The sequence below is a fragment of the Mesorhizobium mediterraneum genome (assembly GCF_002284565.1).
Lineage (GTDB): Bacteria > Pseudomonadota > Alphaproteobacteria > Rhizobiales > Rhizobiaceae > Mesorhizobium > Mesorhizobium mediterraneum.
In genome coordinates this window covers 203,875-226,643 of the sequence record NZ_NPKI01000002.1, presented here as the reverse complement: position 1 = coordinate 226,643, position 22,769 = coordinate 203,875, and the positions used below count along the sequence as shown (strand labels likewise).

Sequence of the window (22,769 nt, the reverse complement as noted above, 5' to 3'; positions counted from 1 at the left end):
GGGTCCTATACGTTCCCACATATGAGTCACAGCCCGTTTTGCACGAAAGGCTGGGATTCCCATTCCATGGTCATTGACAGGGAAGGGCAGATGGCGGGACAGGCAGCAAACTTCGCTCGCCGGCCGCGTTGGGCCAATCTACCTTATTAAGCCGACGCCTGGCCGCGCTACATTTGCACCGCGAACTCCTTGATCAGGCCATCCTTCGGCTCAAGCCCCAGCCCCGGCTCCTGCGATACACGCAGATAGCCATCCTCGGGTTGTGGGACGCTCTTGAAGATTGCGTTGTAGGCCATCCACTTGTGGAAGTGGTATTCGACCACTCCGCCGTTCGACAGGCCGGCATGCAGCGCGATGTTGTGCGGGCCATTGCCGTTGCCGTGCGAGAGCGGGATATGGAAGAGCTTGGCAAGGGCGGCGGTGCGAATTGCCGCGGAGTAGCCGCCGTCATTGTTGACGTTGGGCTGTATGTAGTCGACCGCATCGGCCAGGATCAGGTCGCGTGCGGAGAACTTCTCGTTTTCCGCCGCAGCAACCGGGATGATCGTTTTCGAGCGCAGCTCGCGCAGCAGCCTCGGATCGTTGTAGTAAAGCGGCTCCTCGACGAAGCTGATGTCGAGCTCCTCGCATCGCTTGCACAGTTCCACCGCCTGGGCCAGGGTCATCCGCAGATTGCCGTCCATGGCGAGCTTGACGTTCGGGCCGACGGCCTCGCGCATCGCCCTCATGCGGATGTAGTCATCCTTCGGATCGGGGATCGGCTGACGGCCGACGGTATTCTTGAGATGGTTGTTGCCGAGCTTGACTAGGTGGGCCGCCTCCGCGGCCAGTTCCTCCGGCGAATAGACCGGAGCGTTGTCGTAGGCCGCGCCGTGCGTGACATAGACCGGCACCTTGTCGCGCGCGCCGCCCAGCAGGTGATGCACCGGCTGGCCGAGCATCTTGCCCTTGATGTCCCATAGCGCGATGTCGATCATCGCCAGCGCCGAGATCAGGGTCCTGCCGAGCGGCCGCTCGAAGCTGGCGCGATCGAACAGCAGGGGAATGCGTTCGGTGCGCATCGGGCTCTCTCCGATGATCGTCGGCGCGATGTATTTGTTGATCAGGTCGATGGCGACGTGGTGGGTGTAGCCGCTGGTCGCCCAACCGACGAGGCCGTCGTTGGTCTCGACCTGGAGAAGCAGTGCGCCTTCCTTGTTCGGCTTGTCGCGATAGGGCGGCGGCGTGATCGGAATGTTGGCGAGCTTGTGCGCTTGGATACGAGCGATCTTGCTCCTGGTCTCGACGACATTGTTGTCCTGTTGGACATAAACATCCTGAAGCACGAATTCTCTCCTTTCCCGACGTTCCGTGTGCCGGGAAGGCACTGTCTAGCGGAAGCCGAACTTCAAAAGAAATTCAAAAATCCCATCGATTATTCTGAAAATCTGAAGTCGCCTTGATCGCGCCAGCCTTCAGGTCTGGCGCAGCGACACCCGGATCAATTGTGCGAGCCGTTCGGCGGCCGGCGACAGTTCCTTGCCACGCTTGCGCACGATGCCGTAGCGGTGAATGAGCTCGGGCTCGACGATCTGGTAGACGCGCGACTGGTTCGGCTCCGCGAAACGGACGATCGACTGGGTTAGAATTGCCGCGCCGATGCCGGCCTCGGCCATCGCGACGAGTGTTTCCGCCTGGATGCAGCGGTACCGCACGTTCAGCGCGATGCCGCGAGCGGCAGCCTCGCGCTCGAACATCGCACCCATCAGGGTGGTGGTGTGGTAGTGGAGCAAGGGCAGGCTGGACAGTTCCGCCAGCGTGATGGTGCGACGATTGTGCGGACACATCCGCGTGGGGATCAGCGCGTGCAGCGGATCGTCGAGCAGCGGCTCGAAATCGAGGTCCGGATCGCCTGAGATCGGGCCTATTCCGAAATCGACAGCATCGGCCTGTATCACCCGGTAAAGGTCGGCGGACTTAAGTTCCGACAAAAGCATCTTGATTCCCGGATAGTCGCGTTCGAACTCGGCGAGGATACGCGGCAGATGGGTCGAGGCGATGGTGGGCGCGCAGGCCAGCGCGACCTGGCCGCGCCGGATGGCCAGTGCCTCCTGGACGTTGCGCAAGCCGATGCCGACCTCTTGCAGGCCGCGCTGCGTGCTGGCGAACAATTTGCTTCCTTCAGGCGTGAGCTTGACGTCGCGCGTGGTGCGGTTGAACAGCTTGGCGCCGAGTTGGTCCTCGAGTTGCTTTATCTGCATGCTGATGGCGGACTGCGAACGATGTGCCCGGTCGGCGGCCTCCTTGAAGCTGCGGTTTTCGGCGACCAGCATAAAAGTTTGCAACAGCTTGAGGTTGACCCGCGCCAAAGCGGCCGCATTCGCGTCCAGCGGTGGTTTCAGTTCGCTCATTGGTGTCGCACCCCAGGATCCTCCTTGGCCACGCTAGCGCGGCCGGAGTCATGGTCGCAGCCAGGCGGATCAAGCATCGTCGGCCATCTTCCCGCCTGACGAGACTGCCGCAAAAGCGTCCAGAAGGACACCCACCAGCCGTCCTGAAGGCGCGCTGCGCGGCCACAACATGCCGATCTCGCGCACCAGCGGCGGGCCGGGCAGCGGCAGGCGCGCGACCGACAGCCCCTCCGGCCATGGCGGCGCCCAGTCGGGCAGAACGGAAACACCGAGACCGTTGCTGACCATCACGGCTATGGCTTCCAACGAATCCAACTCGAGCCACTCCCGGGGCCGAAGCTTCTGGCGGCGCAGCCACTCGTCGGCCAGCCGGCCACCCCAGTTGTTGCGGTCATACCGGATGAAAGGCAGCGTTGCGAGCAACTGTTCCGGATCGCCAGTGGCGAGGGCACTCGGCGCAAGCAGGATCATAGGCTCGGTCCGAAGCACGCTCCAATGCAGCGATTTTGGGATCGGAAACGGCGGTCGCACCAATATGGCCGCGTCGATGCTTCCGTCGCCGAGCGCCTGATAGAGATCAGTGGAAGTGCCGGGGAGAACGAAGACCTCGACCGAAGGAACCGTGTCGACAAGGTGCCGCAGGGCGGGCGCAAGGATGCCGGTCAGCGCGGTCGACACGGCGCCGAGTCTCATCTCACCTGATGGCGAATCGGTCTGTGCAAGCGTTTTCAGGTGGCGGATGTCGCCGAGGATTCTGCGACTTTGTTCAAGAATCGCATGGCCGGCATCGGTGGGCTGCACCACGCGGCCCGCGCGTACCAGCAGCCGTTTGCCGAATTCGTCCTCCAGCGCCTGCATGCGCTGGGCCACGGCGGCCGGCGTGATTGCCAGACGGCGGGCCGCCTCGGCCAGCGAACCGAGTTCGGCCACGAGCAGGAAGGTTTCGAGAAAGCGTGATTCCATCGATAGAAAAACTATCATCAAATTATACGGCAAGCCATGTTTTCTTCTGTGCACCGTTGATGATAATCCGCCTTGAATTGGAGGGTTTTCTGTGGATCTCGAACTGAAGGGTAAGGTCGCGCTCGTCTTTGGAGCCGGCGGCGGATTGGGCGGGGCGATCGCGCGGTCGCTGGCCGGCGAAGGCGTGCGTGTGGTCGTCGCCGACATCGACGAAGCGGCTGCGGAGAACACCACCTCGGCCATCAAGGGCGCCGGCAACGAGGCGCTGACAATGGGCTGGGATATCGGCGACCTGTCGTCGATCGAGGGACGCTTGGCCTCTATCGAGAAGGCCTTCGGCTCGGTCGACATTCTGGTGAACAATACGGGCGGCCCGCCGCCGACGCCGGCAGCCGGCCAGTCTTCGCAGGACTGGTCGAAATTCTTCGACAGCATGGTGCGCTCGGTGATCGCCGTTTCCGACGCGGTGCTGCCCGGCATGCTCCAGCGCAAATGGGGCCGCATCATCACCTCGACGTCCTCCGGCGTGGTCGCGCCGATCCCTAATCTCGGCATGTCGAACGCGCTCAGAATGGCATTGGTCGGGTGGTCCAAGACGCTGGCGGCCGAAGTCGGCCGCGACGGCATCACCGCCAACATCGTGCTGCCCGGGCGCATCGCCACGGGACGCATCACCTTTCTCGACGAACAGAAAGCCAAGCGCGAGGGGCGCTCGGTCGAGGAAGTAGCCGCTCAAAGCACTGCGTCCATTCCGGTCGGGCGCTATGGCCGGCCGCAGGAATATGGCGACATGGTCACCTTCCTGGCGAGCCCGCGCGCATCCTATATCACCGGCTCCGTCATTCGCATCGACGGCGGCTTGATCCCCAGCATCTAAGGAGACTCCGATGACCCTCGACCCGAAAGTCGTAGAGACCCTGCAGGGCGTCTCCACCGCGACCCTCACCACGGTCCTTCTGAAGAAGGGCCTGCGCAATGTCTGGATGCGCGGCACCAAGCCTATCCGTCCAGGCCAGCCGCGCGTGGTAGGGCCGGCCTTCACTTTGCGCTTCGTGCCGGCGCGTGAGGACCTCGCCACCCCGGCTAGCTGGGCCTCGCCTATTTCGACCCGTGCGGCGATCGAAGCGATGCCCGAAGGTTGCGTGGCGGTGGCTGACGCAATGGGCGCGCTCGACGCCGGTATTTTCGGTGATATCCTCTGCGCGCGCATGGCCAAACGCAATGTCGCCGCATTGGTCACCGACGGCGCGATGCGCGACGCCGCGGGCGTGCTCGGTACCGGCCTCAACGTATGGTGCAACGGCATTTCCGCGCCGCCTTCAGTGGCCGGTCTCACCTTCGTCGGCTGGCAGGAGCCGATCGCATGCGGCGGCGTGGCGATCTTTCCTGACGATATCGTGGTGGTGGACGATGACGGCGCGGTGTTGATCCCGGCGGCATTTCTCGACCAGGTGCTGGCCGAAGCGCCGGAGCAGGAGGCGATGGAAGCCTGGATCATGACCGAGGTCGATCGCGGCGTGCCGCTGCCCGGTCTCTATCCGATGAACGAAGAGACGAAGGCGCGCTATGCCGCTTTCGCGAAGAAGACGTGACCTTCGGCGTCGATGCCAAGGGCATCTATCCGATCGCGGCGACGCCGTTCAATGCTGACATGTCGGTCGACTACGACTCCGTCGACCGGCTGACGGAATTCTACCAGGATGCCGGCGCCACCGGCATGACGATCCTCGGCATTCTGGGTGAAGCCCAGAAACTGGAGCCAGAGGAGTCGCTGACTATCGCAAGACGCGTGATCGCGCGCTCGCGTGTGCCTGTCGTGGTTGGAATATCCAATCCGAGCTTTGCCGCCATGCGCAGGCTGGCGCACGAGGTGACGGATGCCGGCGCAGCCGGCGTGATGCTGGCTCCAGCCTCGCACCTGCGCAGCGACGAGCAGATCGCCGCCTATTTCCATCACTGCGTGGAAGCAATTGGTCCGGACGTGCCCTGGGCCCTGCAGGATTTTCCGCTAACGCTGTCGGTGATCCTGTCGGTGCCGATGATCTCGCGCATTATGAAGGAACATCCGTCCTGCGTCATGCTGAAGGCAGAGGACTGGCCGGGACTTGAGAAAATCTCGGCGATCCGCAAGCTCCAAGCCGCGGGCGACCTGCGGAAATTCTCGATCCTGACCGCCAATGGTGGGCTTTTCCTCGACTTCGAGCCGGAACGCGGTTCGGATGGCGCGATGACGGGCTATGCCTTTCCGGACATGCTGGTCGAACTCGATCGGCTGCACCGCGAAGGCGAGCGCGACGCAGCGCACGATCTTTTCGATGCCCACCTGCCGTTGATCCGTTTCGAGCAGCAACAGGGGATTGGCCTCGCGGTGCGCAAATACGTGCTGATGCGGCGCGGCGCCATAACATCGGACGTGCAGCGCAGCCCGCGCTCGTCGCTGACGCCGACCGGTCGATCCGAAGTCGACTACCTACTGGAACGGTTGCCTCGAAAGGACCCGCGAGCAAGGCGGTGACGATGCATGCCGAGCGCCCGCCGCGGGATACGATGGATTGTATCCGGTCCGGATCATTGTGACCGCTCTTCGATCCGATCGACGATCATCTTCGCGATCGGCATAGCGGACGTCGCCGCAGGCGACGGCGCGTTGCAGACATGCAACTGGCGCGGGCTGTCGAGGAAGAGGAAATCGTGCACCAGCGTGCCATCGGCCAGAACCGCCTGCGCACGAATGCCGGCGCCTGGTTGGCCGAGGTCCGGGAGTTCGAGCGAAGGGCAGTATTTGCGACACTGCTCCAGGTAGCCGCGGCGGAAAATCGAGTTGCGGAACTCGTCGATGCCTGACATCAGATTCTTGCGGGCCATTTTCCAGAAGCCGCCGAAGGTGAGCATCTGGGTGACATCGCCCAGGTCGATGCTGCCCTTCTTGTAGCCTTCGCGATGGAAGCCCAGCACGGCGTTGGGCCCAACTGTCACCCGTCCGTCGATCATGCGTGTCAGGTGGATGCCGAGGAACGGCAGATCCGGATCAGGGATCGGGTAGATCAAGTGCTTGACGATCGTCGATTTCGCGTCGGGCAATGTGTAATATTCGCCACGGAACGGCACGATCTGGTGGGTGGGATTGAGCCCGGCAAGCCTCGCCAGGCGATCCGACTGCAGCCCGGCGCAGGCAACAAGCTGCTCGGCGCGGATCGCTTCGCCATGATCGGTGGTCACCACCACGCCGGTGTCGTCTTCCGAGATGCCTTTGACGCGGGTGCCGGTCATCAGTTTGGCACCATTCGCCTTGAGACCCTCGGCCAGAGCGTCGCAGATCAGCTTATAGTTGATAATGCCGGTCGACGGCACGAGCAACGCGCCTAGGCCAGCGATGTTTGGCTCGATCTCATGCAGACGCGCCGCGCTTACCTCCTCGAAGCCAATGCCATTCTCCAAAGCGCGATGCTTTAGCGCTTCCATGCGCTCCATCTCGACCGGGCTGGTGCCGACAAGCAGCTTCCCGCACACCTCGAACGGAATGTTGTTGTCTCGCGCAAAGGCTTTCGTGGCCTTCGCTCCCTCGCGGCAGAGCTTCGCCTTCAAGGAGCCGGGGGCGTAGTAGATGCCGGCATGGATAACACCGCTGTTGTGGCCGGTCTGGTGCTCGCCGAAACCGGCCTCCTTTTCGATGACCAGGATGCGAGCCGCCGGATCGCGGGCCAGGATATCGGAGGCGGTGGCAAGCCCGACGATGCCGCCGCCAACGATGCAATATTGAAATGTCATATACCGCAGTCCTGTCAGACCTCAGCCTCGTCCGCGGCGATCTTCTTGCGCCCGGTCAGCTTGAGGAAGAGTGGGATCGAGAGCACGAGAACCGTGGCGATGAACAGCCCCAGGGCAATGGGCCGCTCGATGAAGACGAGCAAGTCGCCCTGCGATTGGATCAGCGTGCGGCGGATGTTGCGCTCCAGCAGCGGTCCCAACACCAGGCCGAGGATCAGCGGCACGGCTGGATAATCGAGCCTGGCAAGGATGATCCCGGCACCGCCTGCCAAGATGGTCAGCATCACATTGAACGTCGAATTGTCGATGGCGAAGACACCGTAAACGACGATCGCAATGACGATTGGATAGAGATAGGCTGTCGGAACGAAAAGCGCCGCCGCCAGCAGCGGAGTCAGCAACAGCGTCAAGAACACAAGTGCCAGGTTGCCGATGGCGAAAGAGCCAAACACCGACCAGACAAACTGCGGATTCTCGGTGAACAGCAGCGGGCCCGGCTGCAGGCCGATCATGATCAACCCGCCCATCATCACCGCCGTGGTCGCCGAGCCCGGGATGCCAAGCGTGAACAGCGGGATCATCGCGCCGTAGGACGCTGAATTGTTGGCCGCCTCCGGCGCTGCCACGCCCTCGACGATGCCGGTGCCATATTTTTCGGGCGTCGGCGACAGGCGCTTGGCGAGTGCGTAAGAGAGCATGGTCGCTGCCGAGGCGCCGACGCCGGGGAGGACGCCCACGAAGAAGCCGAGCACCGACCCTTGCAGCAGTTGCCAGCGTGTCTGAACGGCATCGCTCATCCTCGGCAACAGCGAGGCGAAAGTGTATTTGGCAACCGGTTTGTCCACGTTCGCCTCAAGGGAGGTGAAGATCGCGGTAAGCCCGAACAGGCCGACAGCGACGATGGAGAAGTCGAGCCCATCGAACAGGTTCATCGACCCGCCGGTATAGCGCGGCAAGGCGGAAATGGGATCGAGTCCCACCATGCCCAGCCACAAGCCCAGCGCCAACGCGACGAAACCCTTGAAGGCGTTGCGGCCGCCCAACACGCTGAGCAGCGAAAGCGCAAAACACATCATCGCCGTCATCTCGGTCGGGCCAAAGGCGAGTGCATAGCGCGATACCGGAACCGAAAGAGCCACCAGCCCGGCTATGCCGAGAAGACCCCCGACGAAGGAGGCGAAGACGCTCGTCCCCAGCGCCCGCCCGGCCTCGCCTTTCTGGGCCATCGGATAGCCATCGATGACCGTCATCACGGAAGGCGCGTCGCCGGGAATGCCGAGCAGGATCGACGTGATGGCGCCGCCGAACATCGAGCCATAGTAGACACCACCGAGGCACGCGATTGCCGCGACGCCGCCGAAGCCTGCCGCCACCGGCAGCATGATCGCAACGCCGGCGGTCGGTCCGAGGCCAGGGAGCGCACCGATCAGCAAGCCGACCACAGCGCCCAGTATGGTGCAGGCGAAGATTGCCGGATCGGTGGCGGCGAGAATTCCGTCCCACAACAGCGCAAGCGTTTCCATCGCGGTACCTCTCTTGGGTGGCCGATTAGAAGCCGAGCAGTCCCCTGGGGGTCGGCACGCCCAGGAGATTTTGGAACAGCAGCAGAAGGATGATCGGCGTGATCACAGACACCGCCGCAAGCTTGACAAAGAAAACCGGGCCCGGTTCGGTCCGCAGAGCCAGGCCGATCGCCGCCATAGCCAGCATGGTGGCGATCATCATGCCGAGATACGGGGTCAGCCAGACGGCGATCAGCAGCGCCGCGATCACGACCCCGGCTTTTGCCGCCTCGCGGCCCGATATGCCCGGGCCAAGCTTCTCAACCCCGCCAAGCGCCCGGTACAGATTTATTGCGCTGAGCAAAGCGATCGACGAACCGATGATGATGGGGAAGAGACCGGCCCCGGGCGTGGTGCCCTGCATCAGGCCATAACCGATGCCTGTGTAGATCAGCCAGAGACCGAAGATTATCAGCAGTGCGGCGACCAGTAGGTCGAGCCGTTGAACGCTCATCGCTTTCCTCCTCGCGACGGATGGGAGCCACCATTTCGGGTGGCTCCGAGCAACGTCACTATTTGATGATGCCGAGTTCCTTCATCATCGTCTCGTAGCGCGCGTTGGTGCGCTCGAGCACTTGCTTGAAGCCTTCCGCGTCAACATAGTCCGGGATGTCGTGGAAGCGGTCGATATACTGCTTCTTCCACTGCTCGCTGGTCGCAACCTTTTGCAGGATGCCCTCCCAGTAGGTTACGACTTCCGGCGGAACGTCCGCGGGCATGACCAGTCCGCGAAGCTGGGTGTGCAGAATCTCGCCATATCCGAGTTCCTTGAAGGTCGGGATGTCGGGGAAGGCCGGCGAACGCTCGGCCGACGTGATCGCGAGTGGCCGCAGCTTGCCGGCCTTCATCTGCGCCATCGCCTCGGATGGGTTGAGAAAGCCGACGTTTACATGTCCGCCGAGCAGCGCCGCCATCACCTCGCCCTCACCGTCGAACGGCACTGAGTCAATCTGGATGCCGAGCGCGTTGGACGTCATCTTGGCCAGCAGTGCCGCGTCGGAGACGACGCCCGTCGTACCGGTGGTGAAGCGCGGCGTCTTCTTCAGGTCGTCAAGCTTCTGGTATTCGCTAGAGGTAGGAACAACCATGATGTAGGGCGACTGCGCGATCGCAGCGAGTGGAGTGAAGTCCTTGTAGCTCACCGGCGAGCCACCCAGGAGTGGCGTTGTGAAAAAGCTGACGCTGACGGTCGCCAGATGATAGGGATCACCCTTTTCCTTGGCGACTACACTGTAGCCGACCGCGCCCGAGCCGCCTGTACGGTTCTCAGGCAGGATCTTCACAGGGATCAGCTTCATCTCCTCGATCACGCCGGCGATGGTGCGGGCGAGCGTATCGCTGCCGCCGCCGGCGCCGAACGGGATTATCATTTTGATGTCCTTGTCCGGATACTCCGCTGCCGCGGCGCTGACCGCGATGGCCGCAGCTGTGAGCAAACCGAGGCCGACAACGCGGCCATGGTTGACGAAGTTCGAGAGTCCGTAGGTCATAGTCATTTCCTCCCAGTTAGAACTTGGAACAGCACCGGAACCGATCGAACCATTTTTGGCGGTCCCGGGGCTGCGATTGTCAGGCGTTCTTCTTTTCGATGGTTTCACGCAGCAGGTAGCCGTGCGCATCACGACCGGTGAACTGGCTACCTTTGGGATCCTTGACTCGGCCATCCTTCAGCGCTTCGTAATTCGGCGTGAAGCCAAGGCCCGGCGCGTCCGGGATTGTCATCTTGCCGTTCACGGGGTCGGGCGTGCCGTTGAAGAAATGTTTTCCGGTCATCCACATGCCGTAGTGGAATTCGACCGGGCCGCCATTCATTACGCCCGCCAGAATGTGCATGTTGAAGATCGGCCAGCCGCCGCCATTGGCCATCGGCAGATTGAAGGCCTGGGCGAGGTGCGCCACTTTGAGCGCCTCGGTGTAGCCGCCATTGTAGAGGACGTTCGGCTGCAGCACGTCCACCGCGTGGTGGACGACGAGTTCGCGGAAGCGCCAGCGGTTGCCTTCCATCTGGCCGGCGGCGATTGGAATCTTGACGCGGCTGCGCAGGTCGGCAAGCGCACGCGCGTCGTTCTGCTGGATCGGTTCCTCGAACCATTTCAGGTTCGCGTCTTCCACGGCCTTCGCCAGCATGAAGGCGTCATGCGGGTTGAAGTAGCAGTTGGCGTCGATCATGAGGTCGACGTCGGGGCCGATTGCCTCGCGTGCGGCATAGACGCGACGCACGTCGTCCTTCCAGGTACGCGTCGGCTCGCCGCCGACGACCATCTTCAGCATGGTGTGCCCGTCGGCCAGAAACTTCTTGGCGTAGTCGGCGATCTGCTGCTCGTCGAAGAACGGGTAGCCAAACGTCGCATAGGTGTAGGCCTCGCGGGAATAGCCGCCCAGAAGCTCCGAGACCGACTTGCCGACAATCTTGCCCTTGAGGTCCCACAGCGCGATGTCGATCGCCGAGAGAGCGTTGGAAATGACACCGGTATAGGCGCGGTTGTTGAGCTGCTTCCATACTTTGGAGTGGATAGCCTCGGTGTGGAAGACATCCATGCCCTTGATCAACGGAAATATATGATCCTCGATGCAGGGCATGGTCGACCAAGGCAGGAACTGGCCGGTGCAGCCGAGCCCCTTGAGGCCCGTGTCGGTCTCGACCTCGACAAAGACGAACATGCGAGATTCGATGGATTCGCCGATGCCAGGCAAATCGATCTCGTGGCGATGCAGGCTGGCGGTGATGTTTGCAATTTTCAAGTGAGATCTCCTTGGGACAAATGGGTCATATGGCGGCCACGGCGGCCGCCGCATTTTCGATGGATGCCTTCCAGCGTGCCTTGCCGTTGAGGACGTGCTCGAGCCCACGCTGCCGAGCGAGCTCGACGTCGCCGCGCTCGATCGCTTCGGCGATGCTGCGATGCTCCAGATTGGTCTGCTCCGGCGATGATAGCGAGCGCCGCAGGACATGGGTTTCCCGGATCAGGTCGTTGTAGACGCGGCGCGCACAGGAATGATCGGCGATACGGCCGATCAGTTCGTGGAACGCAAGGTTGATCTCGTAGTAGCGCACGATCCGGCCGGCGGCGATCGCCGTATCCATGTCGGCTATCAGGCGCTTGAGCTTTGCCGCTTCGGCTTCGGTACGCCGTTCCGCTGCCCGCGCGCACATCAGCCCGGTGAGCAACGAGCGCACGTCGTAGTTTTCGGCAATCTCGCGGTGGGACATTTCACGGACGAAGACGCCGCGCGCCGGAATAGCGATGAGAAGGCCCGCCTCGACAAGTGCCCGCGTCGCTTCGCGCACCGGCGCTCGGCTCACGGCCATCTGCCCGGCAAGCACCGCCTCGTTGATCCTGCTGCCGGGCTGTATGTCCCCCGTGAGGATCATCCGTTCTATTTCGCTGTAGACGCGAGCGCTCAGGCTTTCGGATCGTTCGATCGGTCTTGCTGCAAATGTCACGTCTTCGCCCTCGGTTCACTGTCGCCAGCCAACTGTAAACTGTCGACAGAAGCAGGCGCAAGCACCCAGTCGGCGCCGGATTCCTGGGCTATCCGATGGAGACGGCGATGCAGGCCGGGCCCGATGGGAATGCCTGTCTTCTCACGCTCGGCGCGGACCTTGCGCTCCGGGTCGCCGGCCACCTGGACAGGTTTTAGCGGGTCCACGGGGGGTGTTGCGCGCAGATCGTCGCAGAAGCGGGCAACGTCGGCGCGGAAGTCTGCAATCGGACGGAACAAGGCGGGGTTGATGGCCATGAAGAAGTGACCGACATCGAGGCCCCATGGCTGTTTCGAATGGTTGGGATCGGTGATCAGTGTGGAGCCGGACAGGCACGAGGCGAGGATATTGACCATCGCAGCCAGCCCGTAACCCTTGTAGCCGGCGCTCTCCGCCGCGCCGCCCAGCGGCGACAGGAAGCCTCCCTCCATCACCGCTTTCGGGTCGAGCGTCGGCACGCCCTTCCCGTCCATGCCCCAGCCCGACGGCATGAGTTGGCCTTCGACGATCTTGTTCCGGACCTTGCCGGACGCCACCGTCGTCGTGGCCATGTCGAGCACGAAGGGCCGGCCGGGCTCGGCGGGGGCGGCGAAGGACCACGGGTCGGTGCCGAAGCGCGCCGCCGCGCCGCCGGTCGGCGGAACCCGAATGCCGAATACGCTGGTGGCGGCGATGCCAATCAGATCGTGATCGGTGGCCTTGGTGGTGAAGTAGCCCAGCGCGCCGAAATGACCGGAATTGCGGACCGACACCACGCCGACGCCGGCTGCCCTTGCCTTGGCGATCGCGGTTTCCATCGCTCGTATGGCGGGATCGTGGCCGAGGCCGCCGTCCCCGTCGAGCAGGGCGCTGACCGCCGTCTCCTGCACGATTGCGGGCTTCGACTGAAAGTTGATCGGCCGCGTCTGCCGTCGTTCGTTGTATTCGACCAACAGCGCGATGCCGTGGCTTTCGAGGCCATGGAGATCGGCCCAGGCCAGCACGTCCGCCGATTTCTCCGCCTTCTCCGCAGGCATGCCCCAGGCGCGGAAAATGCTCATCGCCTGACGGCGGTGCGTCTCGAAATCATGCCTCATCCTGACCTCCCGGGGAAGGCTGCGCCATGATCGACAGCCATCCGAGGATCAAGAATAAGGAATCGACCGATCGAAAAACAATGTCAGCTTCAATTGATTTAAACGATAGTTTTTCTTGGTTCCGGAAGACAGGTCCATACGCCGAAATTTGTTCGTGCCTCCGAACTGTGTGGGCGTCTACCCTCCGTGCGATAGGCGGAAAGGACCCTTTTGAGATTGACCAATTGTTGGCTGCATCCGTTCGAAGATGGCCCCAAGGATCGGAGAAGAACGCGATGCGGCTGCTGATCGCCGGAACACATGCACAAATGTCACGATACGGCGTTTCAACTCGGCAACGCCTCGTCGACGTTGTCCACGCGAAGGCAACGGTGATGCCACCCCGACAGGCCGAGGTTGGCGGCAAGGTCCGCGTATGCGGGACGCTCGGCAGCGCGACTTCAGGGTCGGGTGGACCCGAAAAACGGCCAGATGTTCTCGGTCTGTGCTCGAAAAGTCGCATAAGAGTGCAGGGCGGAACTCAACGGCGAGCCTGTGACGGGTCGCCTCATCACAACGTCTGAACCTTTCACTACTCTTTCCTTCGCGGCCGCCCAACGGCAGGCCACGACTCGAAGGCGATGTTCACATTTCAGATTCTGAACGGCAGCTCTGCGCCCCAAGTCGGTCACAAAAACTGCTTTTCCGGCTTTTCGAAAGCGGACATTGCAGGATCCATCACCAACGTCGTACTCGCGCGCCATCAACGGACATTGATCGATGGAACCCACGGGCATTGCCCTCACAGCCAAAAGACGAGCGTATGTCCTGACGAGAGCAAGTCGGCGATCCAAAGCGATGCGCTCCTTAGTCGGGAAGGCCAGCCTTGCGGTAACCTTCGACGAAGCGCTGGAGCACTTCTTCGTCGTCGAATGGCTGCGATGTTGCCCAGTGCCTGATGCTGAAATAGGGATCGCTCAGCAGGAAGAATTCCGCCTCTTGACGGGCTTCGTCAAGGCGCCCGAGCTGCGCGAGGGCTGCCGCTAGGATGCGCCGCGACGTGGTGCGGTAGGTTTCCGGCTTGCGTAAGGCATCGACCGCAGATTGATAGTCGCCGAGCGCATAATAGGCTTGGCCCGCCATCCAATAGTACCACCCTGGAGGGTGCGGATTGAGCCGCAACGCCCGCGTCACGAATTCGATGCCCTTGACCGCGTCGCCCCTTAAGGTGATGAGATCCGAGCGCATCGCCCAGGCATCGGCATGATTGGGATCGAGCTTGAAGGTCGCCTCGAACTCGGCATCCGATTCCGGGAAGCGCCGTTCGTGACCAAGTATGATGCCCAGCCCCCAGCGGTTTCCCGCATCGTTAGGGTCGAGCGCCACAGCCCGCTGCGCTTCCGCCAGCGCGCGAGGCTGGTTGGTTTGCTTCGGCTCGTTCCAGAACAGCCAGCCGAGCCAAAGATTGAGGGCCAGCAAGCTATGTGCCTCGGCATAGTCGGGATCGAGTCCGATCGCCTTTTCCAGGAGCATGCGCGCTTCCCGCGCGCCTAACCCGGTCTGAAAACTGACGCCGCGGGCTCGCACGCAAAGATCATAGGCTTCGAGACTCGTCGGCCGTTTACGCGCCGGCTGTCCGGCCAATCGGCCGACAAGGGCTTCGACGATCTTGGCCGTGACCTCGTCCTGCACTGCAAAGATGTCCTCGAGGCTGCTGTCGTAGCGCTCGGCCCAGATATGATCGCCGCCGATCGCGTCGATCAGCTGCGCATTGATGCGCACGCGCGCCGCGGCGCGCCGGGCGCTGCCTTCAACCACATAGCGCACCCCAAGATCACGCGCGGTCAAACGCACATCGACCGACCGCCCCTTGTAAGCAAAGGTTGAGTTGCGCGCGATGACGAAGAGGCCGGCTGAGCGAGACAGGTCGGTGATCAGGTCTTCGGTCAAGCCGTCGACAAAGGTTTCCTGCTCCGGATCGTTGCTCATGTTGGTGAAAGGCAAGACCGCGATCGAGGGCTTGTCGGGCAATTCGAGCGATGCCAGTCGGCCGACCGGAGCGGCTCTCGGAACGTGCAGGTTCACGCGATAGCAGTATATCGGCTCGGCTATATTCTTCACCCGCTGCTCGCCCATGGGCTCGAACGCAAACGCCAGCTTCTGCCTGACCTCCTTGGACACCTTCTCCGAAACGCAGATGCCACCGGGCTCGGCGAGTTGTTGGAGACGCGACGCCACGTTCACGCCCTCGCCATAGCGATCGTCCCCTTCGACGATCACTTCTCCAAGGTTGATTCCGATCCGGACTTCGAAGCGCTGGTCTTCGGCGACGCTCGCGTTACGCTCCGCCATGCCGCGCTGAAGCGTGACCGCGCATTCGACCGCATCCACCACGCTGCCGAACTCCGCCAGCAGGCCGTCTCCCATCAGCTTGAAGATTCGCCCGTGTCGCGTCGCGATTTCCGGCTCGAACAGCTCTTTGCGGCCACGTTTCAGCCGGTCGAAGGTGCCCGCTTCATCCGCCTCCATGAGCGCCGAGTACCCGACAACATCGATGGCAAGGATGGCAGCGAGCTTCCGCTCCATGTTGAGCCTCAGTAAAGATTCACGACTCGCAAGCCGCAGGCCAGAGGCAGGCAGGACCGGCGCCTCCGGTCTTACCGACCTATGATACCACAGATCACGCCTCTTGAGACTATGGCTCGCGCGACGCCCCAGCTCTCCTGCCGCAGGGCCACTGACGCGCGTCCGACCCATCCCGCTGCTTCTGGCGCAATGCGGTCGGCACCACCCTGGATGAAAAGGTCGGCTTTTCCAGCCCCATCATCCCGAAAGCGGACGTTCCGCTTCCGGCACGGCAGACTGAAGCAACGCAGCATTTTCCACTTTGAGGCGAAGTAATTCTCAACTATGGTCCGCCAGGCTTTTGGCATGGGGGGATATTGCCGATGGTTTTATCACGCAGGGGTGTCGTGCTCGGCGGCCTGGCGCTGGTCGCGGTGGGTGCAACCAGCAATATTGCTCAAGCCGCGGCGGCAAAATCCTTTTTCGCCGGTACCGCCAGCGACAACAATTTTGTCTATCGCAAGACCAACTTCGCCAAGATCGACAAGAGATGGCATCGCCAGATCGTCAAGTATTTCAGCAGTGAGCCGGTCGGCACCGTCGTGGTCGATACCCGCCACCATTTCCTCTACGTCATCATGGAAAACAAGACCGCCATCCGCTACGGCGTCGGCGTCGGCAAGGACGGCTTCAAATGGTACGGCCGCGCGACGATCGACCGCCGCGCGCTGTGGCCGCAATGGGTCCCACCCCCCGAAATGCGTAAGCGCAAGCCGGACCTACCGCACATGGTCGCAGGCGGCGCGTCCAACAATCCGCTCGGGCCGCGCGCGCTCTATCTGCACCGCAACGGCGCCGACACCGGCTACCGCCTGCATGGCACGCTGGAGCCATGGAGCATCGGCACCGACGCTTCCAGCGGCTGCATCCGCATGTTCCCGGAAGACATCATCGACCTTTACCAGCGCTGCCCGATCGGCACCGCGGTGCAGGTCCTGCCGCACATCGCCGACCAGGCGCCCGCTTCCACCACTGTCGAATGATTGGCGCCTCATGAACCGCATGATTGAAAACACGCGCCGGCTGCTCGCCGCCGGCCTGATGGTGCTGGCCGCATCCTGCTCGACCAGCAACACGCTGGCCCCTTCCACGCCCGACATCACCAACACCGAGGTTGCCGGCTTCCAGAACGTGCAGCCGGGCAGCGAGGAGGATTTTATCCTCAATGTCGGCCGCCGCACCTATTTCACGCAAGGTTCGGCCGCGCTCGATTCTGTCGCCAAGGCCACCCTCGACACCCAGATCGCCTGGTTAGCAAAGCATCCGCGCTGGCTGCTCAAGCTGCAGGGTTTCGCCGACGATCCCGGCGCAAGTGAAACGGCGCTGTCGCAGCAGCGCGCGGATGCGGTGATGGACTACCTCGCCGCCGGCGGCATAGACCGCAACCGTATGTGGGCCAAGGGCTACGGTAAGGACAGGCTCGTCCGCGACTGCCCCGACACCGCCTGCAGGTCGCAGAACCGCCGCGTTGTGTCTAATTTGCGCGATGAGAGGGACGAGCCGTAGGGGGCTGCTGTTCTGCTTGTGACCCGTTGGCGACCTCCATAGGTCAGACCGGAAGGTCTGCAAACGGGGCAATTCGGTTCGTCGCGAGAGGCCGGAACTACCGCTCAGTCACCGATTTTGTTGAGAGCTCAGCAATCCAGCGCTTCAGCCAGTCATCAGGTACCGCACAAGGCCACATGGCGATCCTGGTCCCTGGTCGCTCGTTCAGAAAAGAGCCGGATGCGCCGCAGAACCAGCCGAGGTATCCGCGCTTGCGGAAAGGACTGTCGGCGCCGGCTGGATTAGCGTAAGCTAAAGTTTGGGGGTGCAGTCATGCACCACGCGGTCACCATTGCTGTCGCCGCGCTCGCGGCGTTGTTCATCTGCCCTGCGGGGGCGGAGGTGTTGATCGGTGTCGCCGGCCCGATGACGGGAAAGCTCGAGTGGACCGGCACACAATTGAAACGCGGCGCCGAGGCGGCCGTGGCCGACATCAATGCGACGGGTGGGGTGCTCGGCCAGCAGTTGCGGCTCATCACGGTCGACGACTTCTGCGATCCCGAGCAGGCGGTAGCGGCAGCCCAGAAGCTGGTCGCCGACGGCGTGGTATTTGTGGTCGGGCACTACTGCTCCGGAGCCTCGATCCCGGCCTCGAAGGTCTACGAGGCGGCGCGCGTTGTGCAGATATCGCCATCCTCGACCAACCCGATGCTGACCGAGCACGGCCGCGCCACCGTCTTCCGCGTCTGTAGTCGCGACGATGCGCAGGGCCTCGAGGCCGGCGACTTCCTGGCTGATCAATGGGGCGACAGGAAGATCGCGATCCTCCACGACAACACGACCTACGGGAAAGGCCTCGCCGACGAGACCCGGAAGCAATTGAACAGGCGGGGCGTGACCGAAGCGATCTACCAGGCCTACGTTCCCGGGAAAGACGACTACTCCGCTGAGATCGTCGCGCTGCAGGCGGCGGATATCGCGGTGCTCTATGTGGGCGGGTACCATACCGAGGCCGCGCTCATGGTCCGCGCGGCGCGCGACCGGGGCTACCCGGTTCAGGTGATCTCGGGTGACGATACGGCGACCGAGGCGTTTGCGCTCATTGCCGGCCCTGCCGCCGAGGGCACGCTCTTCACCTTTGTCCCCGACCCGCGTCGAAATCCGGAAGCGGCTGATGTCGTTGAGCGGTTCCGCGCCGAGAACTTCGAACCCGATTCCTGGACGCTGCACAGCTACGGCGCCGCCCAGACCTGGGCGCAGGCGGTCGAGAAGGCAGGCTCGCTGGAGCCGAAGGCCGTGATTGCGTCGCTGCACAACAATCAATTCGACACGGTGTTGGGCCGTATCGACTTTGACGACAAGGGCGATCTCACGACCCAAAGCTGGGTATGGTACGTCTGGCGGAGTGGAGAGTACGTGCCGGTCGAGTAAGGGTCCGGCGCACGCTGAAACAAATGATGCAGACCGGGTTAGCACGATCGTTCGGATCAAGCATCGGCGCGATGTTTGGGCGCCTCCGTATACGCGGCTGCCTCTTGCGTCTGCCGCTGGCGGGATCGCGGCCCCCAAGGACGCTGCGCCTGCGGAAAGGGCTGTCGCGCCGACCGGATTGGCGTAAGCGGCGGTTTGGGGGTGCATCCACCCACCGCATCATCACCGTAGCTATCGTCGCGCTTGCAGCCGCGTTCAGCCTCCCCGCGGGGGCCGAGGTCCTGATCGGGGCGGCGGGCCCGGTCACGGGGCAGCTCGCCTGGGTCGGCGGGCAGATGGAGCGCGGTGCCGAAATGGCCGTGGCCGAAGTCAATGAAGCGGGCGGCGTACTCGGGCAGCAGGTGCGGCTCATCACAGTCGACGACTTCTGCGATCCCGAGCAAGCTATGGCGGCCGCCCAAAAGCTGGTGGCTGACGGCGTCGTGTTCGTCGTCGGGCACATGTGCTCCGAGTCGTCGATCCCGGCATCGAAGGTCTATGAGGCTGCGGGAATCTTGCAGATTTCGCCGTCGTCCACCAACCCGATGCTGACCGAGCAGGGCCGTGCCAATGTGTTTCGAGTCATTGGCCGCGACGACGCGCAGGGCACCGTGGCCGGCAACTACCTGGCCGATCATTGGGCCGACAAGAAGATCGCAATACTTCACGACCGTACGACCTATGGGAAGGGTCTTGCCGATGAGACAAGAAAGCAGTTGAACCAGCGGGGCGTGACCGAAGCGATCTATGAAGCCTACGACCCCGGGAAGACCGACTATTCGTCTGAAATCGCTGCTCTCGAGGCAACAGATATTGCGGTGTTGTACCTCGGCGGCCGTTATGACGCAGCCGCCCTCATGCTCCGCGCGGCACATGATCGCGGATACGCACTTCAACTCGTCTCGGGCGATGCCATGTCGACCGAGGAGTTCGGCCTCATCGCCGGCCCCGCGGCCGAGGGCACGCTCTTCACCTTTGTCCCCGACCCGCGTCGAAATCCAGAAGCGGCGCTAGTCGTCGAGCAGTTCCGCTCCGAGAACTTCGAGCCCGAAGGCTATACCCTGCTGAGCTATGGCGCCGTCCAGGTATGGGCGCGGGCGGTCGAGAAGGCGGGCTCGCTGGAGCCCCAGGCCGTGGTTGCGTCGCTGCGGAACAATCAATTCGAGACTGTGTTGGGCCGTATCGACTTTGACGACAAGGGCGATCTTACGACCCAGAGCTGGGTTTGGTACGTCTGGCGGAGTGGAGCGTACGTGCCGGCAGAATAAGAATCCGCCAATCGCCGGCGCGCTGGTCGAGGCATCTGATGCAGGGCAAGTTAGAGCGATCGTTCAGATCAATGCGTCGCTGTGATGGTTGAACGCCTCGGCATACGTGGCCGCCTGTTGCTGGCCTTTTTCGGTATCAGCACCTTCGCGGTGTTCGCCACGGCGGCCGCTCTTTACGCCTTCCTCCAGGTGGGAGAGGTCGTCGACAGCATCACCAGGGATCGGGTGCCGTCGGCGCTGGCGTCCCTCCAGCTGTCGCGCCAGGCCGAGCGGGTCGCCGCCACTGCGCCCGCCATACTTACCTCGACCAGCGAGGCTCGGCACAACGAGGTCTCGGCTGCGATCGGGGCAGAGATGACGCGCCTCGAGGAACTGCTTGCTGCGCTCAAAGGTGCGGCGCTCGACGTCGCGGCCGTGGCCGAGATCGAGGCGGCAGTGCTTGGTCTCAGGCGCAATCTCGACGCTCTCGACGATCTTGTCGCCGCCCGCCTCAGCGTGGTCGCGCGCAAGGAGGACCTGTTGCGCCGCTTGTCCGCCACCACAAATGCAGGTCAGCGTCTTGTGGCGCCCGGCATCCTTGTTCTGAACTCCAAGCTCCCGCAATGGCAGGCGGTCACGGCCGACACGTCGCGCGCGGCGGATCCAGGCGCGGCGACGGCGGCCGACGTGGTCCAGGCGATTGCGGCCTACCTCCCGCAGCAGAAGGCGCATCAGGAGATCTCGGCTGTCAATGACGCGCTGGTCAAGACGGCAGACGCGCCGACACCGGGCGATCTGACGTTGATCCTGTTCCCGCTGCGCCGGTCGCTCGCCGTTCTCGAGACGATTTCTACCGAGATCGACGAGAGGCTGCGGGTCCGCTTCCGGCAGCGGGTGGACGAGTTGAAGGCGCTTGTCGATGGTGAGAACAGCATCCCGAAGGCGCGGGAGGACGAGTTTGCTGTCCTGGCCGATGGCGAAAAGCTTCTGGCCGAGAATAGCAGGCTGTCGCGCAGTCTCACCGCTGCCGTCGATCGCCTTGTCTCAGCGGCAGACAGCGAGATCACAGCGTCCGGTCTCGAGGCCGCGCTCGTCCAGCGCTACGGCACCGGAGTTGTCCTCGGCTCCGCCTTTCTCAGCCTCCTGAGCTCGGTTCTGATTGTCTGGCTCTATGTCGACCGCAGCCTCCTTGCCCGTCTGGGAAGCGTGAGCCAGGGCATGCTCGCGATCGCCGGCGGCAATCTTCGTGCGCCGCTGCCTGCCGCCGGCCGCGACGAAATCGGGCGCATGGCCGACGCGCTCAGGCTGTTCCGGGACACCGCGGTCGAGATCGAGGAAAAGAACCTGCGCGAGGTCGCCGAGGCGCGCCAGCGGCTCGTCGATGCCATTGAGAGCATCTCCGAAGGGTTCGCTCTCTACGACGGGGAGGACCGGCTTGTCCTCAGCAACAGCCGCTATCGCGAGCTGCTCTACAGCGACCTTGCGATCGAACTGGCGCCCGGCACGACGTTCGAGCAGATCATCCGCCGATCCGCCGAGCGCGGCTACATCAAGGATGCCGAGGGGCGGTTCGAGGAATGGGTCGCCGAGCGGCTCTCCCGGCACCGCAACCCTGGCGAGCCCTGGGTGCAGCGGCGCGCCGATGGACGATGGATCATGATAGGCGAGCGGCGCATCACGGGCGGCGGCACGGTCGCCGTCTACTCGGACATCACGGAGCTGAAAAAACGCGAGGAGAACCTCGCCGAGAAATCCGCAGCGCTCGAGGCGCTCTCAGCCAAGCTGGCCAAGTATCTGGCGCCGCAAGTGTACAACTCGATATTCACCGGCCGTCAGGATGTCAGGATCGCCAGCCAGCGGAAGAAGCTGACAATATGCTTCTCGGATATCGCCGGCTTTACCGAGACCACCGACAAGATGGAGTCGGAGGACCTCACCCAGCTCCTCAACCACTATCTGACGGAAATGTCGAAAATTGCTTCGGATCACGGCGCGACGATCGATAAGTATGTCGGTGACGCGATCTTGATGTTTTTCGGCGATCCGGAGACTCGCGGTGTCAAGGAGGACGCGCTCGCCTGCGTCGAGATGGCCCTCGCCATGCAGAAGCGGATGACCGACCTTGCCGAAATCTGGCGTGACATCGGCATCGAAACGCCGCTGCGCTGCCGCATCGGCATCCATACCGACTACTGCACCGTCGGCAACTTTGGCAGCGAAGACCGGATGGACTACACGATCATCGGCGGCGCCGTGAATCTCGCCTCACGCCTCGAGCAGGAGGCGCCACCGGGTGCCGTGCTCATTTCCTATGAGACGTTTGCGCAGGTGAAGGACACGATCGACTGCGTGGAACTAGGACACGTCCAGGTCAGGGGCATCGCCTATCCCGTCGCCACCTATCGCGTCCTCGATCTGAAGGCCAATCTGGTCGCCGCCGGCAGCGCCGTTCGAACCGAGCTGCCGCATCTCAGACTAGAAGCTGAACCCGAGTTGATGTCTGCTGGGGAGCGAGAGGAAGCCGCGACTGCGCTTCGCGACGTGCTCGATCGACTTTGTCACAAGCCCGGGTAGCAGGCTTCGCGCCCGCACCCGGATCGTCGCCTTCTACAGCGCTCACCTTGTCGACCAATGCAGGGATGGCTCCTTCGCCAGCGCCTCTTTTGGGGCCGTGACTTGACCGTCCCGGCGTCGCTGGCAAGGTCCGCTTCTGGCGCAAA

General features: G+C 63.0%; 19 protein-coding genes. 8 read left to right on the top strand and 11 right to left on the bottom strand.

What is annotated here, in order from left to right:
• Positions 1–167 precede the first annotated feature (167 nt).
• The 3 genes from CIT25_RS01705 to CIT25_RS01695 all read right to left on the bottom strand — a co-directional run bounded on the left by CIT25_RS01705 (position 168) and on the right by CIT25_RS01695 (position 3,353).
• Positions 168–1,325: a mandelate racemase/muconate lactonizing enzyme family protein gene (locus CIT25_RS01705; protein WP_095482833.1), complete on the bottom strand. Its 1,158-nt coding sequence runs from the start codon at positions 1,323–1,325 to the stop codon at positions 168–170.
• Positions 1,326–1,454: 129 nt separating this feature from the next.
• Entirely contained in the window at positions 1,455–2,390 is a 936-nt protein-coding gene (locus CIT25_RS01700) for a LysR family transcriptional regulator (protein WP_095482832.1), read from the bottom strand.
• 69 nt (positions 2,391–2,459) lie between these two features.
• Complete coding sequence (locus CIT25_RS01695) at positions 2,460–3,353, bottom strand: LysR family transcriptional regulator (protein ID WP_095482831.1); 894 nt, start codon at positions 3,351–3,353, stop codon at positions 2,460–2,462.
• A 91-nt stretch (positions 3,354–3,444) separates the two neighbouring features.
• On the opposite strand from CIT25_RS01695, the gene CIT25_RS01690 reads away from it, so the two are divergent.
• The 3 genes from CIT25_RS01690 to CIT25_RS01680 are packed head-to-tail and all read left to right on the top strand — an operon-like array spanning position 3,445 to position 5,868.
• Complete coding sequence (locus tag CIT25_RS01690) at positions 3,445–4,230, top strand: SDR family oxidoreductase (protein WP_095482830.1); 786 nt, start codon at positions 3,445–3,447, stop codon at positions 4,228–4,230.
• A gap of 10 nt (positions 4,231–4,240) precedes the next feature.
• A complete protein-coding gene (locus CIT25_RS01685; protein ID WP_095482829.1) occupies positions 4,241–4,945 on the top strand; it encodes a ribonuclease activity regulator RraA in 705 nt (234 codons plus the stop codon).
• A complete protein-coding gene (locus tag CIT25_RS01680; RefSeq protein WP_095482828.1) occupies positions 4,942–5,868 on the top strand; it encodes a dihydrodipicolinate synthase family protein in 927 nt (308 codons plus the stop codon). Before CIT25_RS01685 ends, CIT25_RS01680 begins: the two co-directional genes overlap by 4 nt.
• A gap of 53 nt (positions 5,869–5,921) precedes the next feature.
• Here CIT25_RS01680 and lhgO read toward each other — a convergent pair whose 3' ends face one another.
• The 8 genes from lhgO to CIT25_RS01640 all read right to left on the bottom strand — a co-directional run bounded on the left by lhgO (position 5,922) and on the right by CIT25_RS01640 (position 15,808).
• Positions 5,922–7,121: an L-2-hydroxyglutarate oxidase gene (gene lhgO, locus CIT25_RS01675; protein WP_095482827.1), complete on the bottom strand. Its 1,200-nt coding sequence runs from the start codon at positions 7,119–7,121 to the stop codon at positions 5,922–5,924.
• A gap of 14 nt (positions 7,122–7,135) precedes the next feature.
• On the bottom strand, positions 7,136–8,644 hold the full coding sequence (locus CIT25_RS01670; protein ID WP_095482826.1) for a tripartite tricarboxylate transporter permease: 1,509 nt from the start codon (positions 8,642–8,644) through the stop codon (positions 7,136–7,138).
• Positions 8,645–8,669: 25 nt separating this feature from the next.
• Complete coding sequence (locus CIT25_RS01665) at positions 8,670–9,137, bottom strand: tripartite tricarboxylate transporter TctB family protein (protein WP_095482825.1); 468 nt, start codon at positions 9,135–9,137, stop codon at positions 8,670–8,672.
• A gap of 58 nt (positions 9,138–9,195) precedes the next feature.
• On the bottom strand, positions 9,196–10,173 hold the full coding sequence (locus CIT25_RS01660; RefSeq protein ID WP_095482824.1) for a tripartite tricarboxylate transporter substrate binding protein: 978 nt from the start codon (positions 10,171–10,173) through the stop codon (positions 9,196–9,198).
• A 79-nt stretch (positions 10,174–10,252) separates the two neighbouring features.
• Complete coding sequence (locus CIT25_RS01655) at positions 10,253–11,425, bottom strand: mandelate racemase/muconate lactonizing enzyme family protein (protein ID WP_095482823.1); 1,173 nt, start codon at positions 11,423–11,425, stop codon at positions 10,253–10,255.
• Positions 11,426–11,450: 25 nt separating this feature from the next.
• Positions 11,451–12,128 carry a GntR family transcriptional regulator gene (locus CIT25_RS01650; RefSeq protein ID WP_095482822.1) on the bottom strand — a complete coding sequence of 226 codons (678 nt, stop codon included), beginning with the start codon at positions 12,126–12,128 and terminating at the stop codon, positions 11,451–11,453.
• Positions 12,125–13,243, bottom strand: a complete 1,119-nt coding sequence (locus CIT25_RS01645; RefSeq protein ID WP_095482821.1) for an Ldh family oxidoreductase — start codon at positions 13,241–13,243, stop codon at positions 12,125–12,127. Before CIT25_RS01645 ends, CIT25_RS01650 begins: the two co-directional genes overlap by 4 nt.
• Before the next feature lie 846 nt (positions 13,244–14,089).
• On the bottom strand, positions 14,090–15,808 hold the full coding sequence (locus tag CIT25_RS01640; protein WP_095482820.1) for an adenylate/guanylate cyclase domain-containing protein: 1,719 nt from the start codon (positions 15,806–15,808) through the stop codon (positions 14,090–14,092).
• Positions 15,809–16,170: 362 nt separating this feature from the next.
• Between CIT25_RS01640 and CIT25_RS01630 the strand changes: the two genes are divergently transcribed.
• From CIT25_RS01630 to CIT25_RS01610, 5 genes are all read left to right on the top strand, one after another.
• Positions 16,171–16,830, top strand: a complete 660-nt coding sequence (locus CIT25_RS01630) for a L,D-transpeptidase (protein WP_077380658.1) — start codon at positions 16,171–16,173, stop codon at positions 16,828–16,830.
• Between the two features lie 10 nt (positions 16,831–16,840).
• Positions 16,841–17,353, top strand: a complete 513-nt coding sequence (locus CIT25_RS01625) for an OmpA family protein (RefSeq protein ID WP_095482818.1) — start codon at positions 16,841–16,843, stop codon at positions 17,351–17,353.
• A 312-nt stretch (positions 17,354–17,665) separates the two neighbouring features.
• A complete protein-coding gene (locus CIT25_RS01620) occupies positions 17,666–18,763 on the top strand; it encodes a branched-chain amino acid ABC transporter substrate-binding protein (RefSeq protein ID WP_095482817.1) in 1,098 nt (365 codons plus the stop codon).
• A 218-nt stretch (positions 18,764–18,981) separates the two neighbouring features.
• Positions 18,982–20,070, top strand: coding sequence for a branched-chain amino acid ABC transporter substrate-binding protein (locus CIT25_RS01615; RefSeq protein WP_245329736.1), 1,089 nt, complete (start codon positions 18,982–18,984; stop codon positions 20,068–20,070).
• Positions 20,071–20,154: 84 nt separating this feature from the next.
• Positions 20,155–22,623: a PAS-domain containing protein gene (locus CIT25_RS01610; protein WP_095482815.1), complete on the top strand. Its 2,469-nt coding sequence runs from the start codon at positions 20,155–20,157 to the stop codon at positions 22,621–22,623.
• Positions 22,624–22,769 lie beyond the last annotated feature (146 nt).

Coding starts and splice junctions, on each gene's coding strand:
- CIT25_RS01695 (WP_095482831.1), bottom strand. CDS start 3,353: ATGGAATCACGCTTTCTCGAAACCTTCCTGCTCGTGGCCGAACTCGGT.
- CIT25_RS01685 (WP_095482829.1), top strand. CDS start 4,241: ATGACCCTCGACCCGAAAGTCGTAGAGACCCTGCAGGGCGTCTCCACC.
- CIT25_RS01625 (WP_095482818.1), top strand. CDS start 16,841: ATGAACCGCATGATTGAAAACACGCGCCGGCTGCTCGCCGCCGGCCTG.
- CIT25_RS01610 (WP_095482815.1), top strand. CDS start 20,155: ATGGTTGAACGCCTCGGCATACGTGGCCGCCTGTTGCTGGCCTTTTTC.
- CIT25_RS01700 (WP_095482832.1), bottom strand. CDS start 2,390: ATGAGCGAACTGAAACCACCGCTGGACGCGAATGCGGCCGCTTTGGCG.
- CIT25_RS01660 (WP_095482824.1), bottom strand. CDS start 10,173: ATGACCTACGGACTCTCGAACTTCGTCAACCATGGCCGCGTTGTCGGC.
- CIT25_RS01665 (WP_095482825.1), bottom strand. CDS start 9,137: ATGAGCGTTCAACGGCTCGACCTACTGGTCGCCGCACTGCTGATAATC.
- CIT25_RS01670 (WP_095482826.1), bottom strand. CDS start 8,644: ATGGAAACGCTTGCGCTGTTGTGGGACGGAATTCTCGCCGCCACCGAT.
- CIT25_RS01645 (WP_095482821.1), bottom strand. CDS start 13,243: ATGAGGCATGATTTCGAGACGCACCGCCGTCAGGCGATGAGCATTTTC.
- lhgO (WP_095482827.1), bottom strand. CDS start 7,121: ATGACATTTCAATATTGCATCGTTGGCGGCGGCATCGTCGGGCTTGCC.
- CIT25_RS01640 (WP_095482820.1), bottom strand. CDS start 15,808: ATGGAGCGGAAGCTCGCTGCCATCCTTGCCATCGATGTTGTCGGGTAC.
- CIT25_RS01630 (WP_077380658.1), top strand. CDS start 16,171: ATGGTTTTATCACGCAGGGGTGTCGTGCTCGGCGGCCTGGCGCTGGTC.
- CIT25_RS01620 (WP_095482817.1), top strand. CDS start 17,666: ATGCACCACGCGGTCACCATTGCTGTCGCCGCGCTCGCGGCGTTGTTC.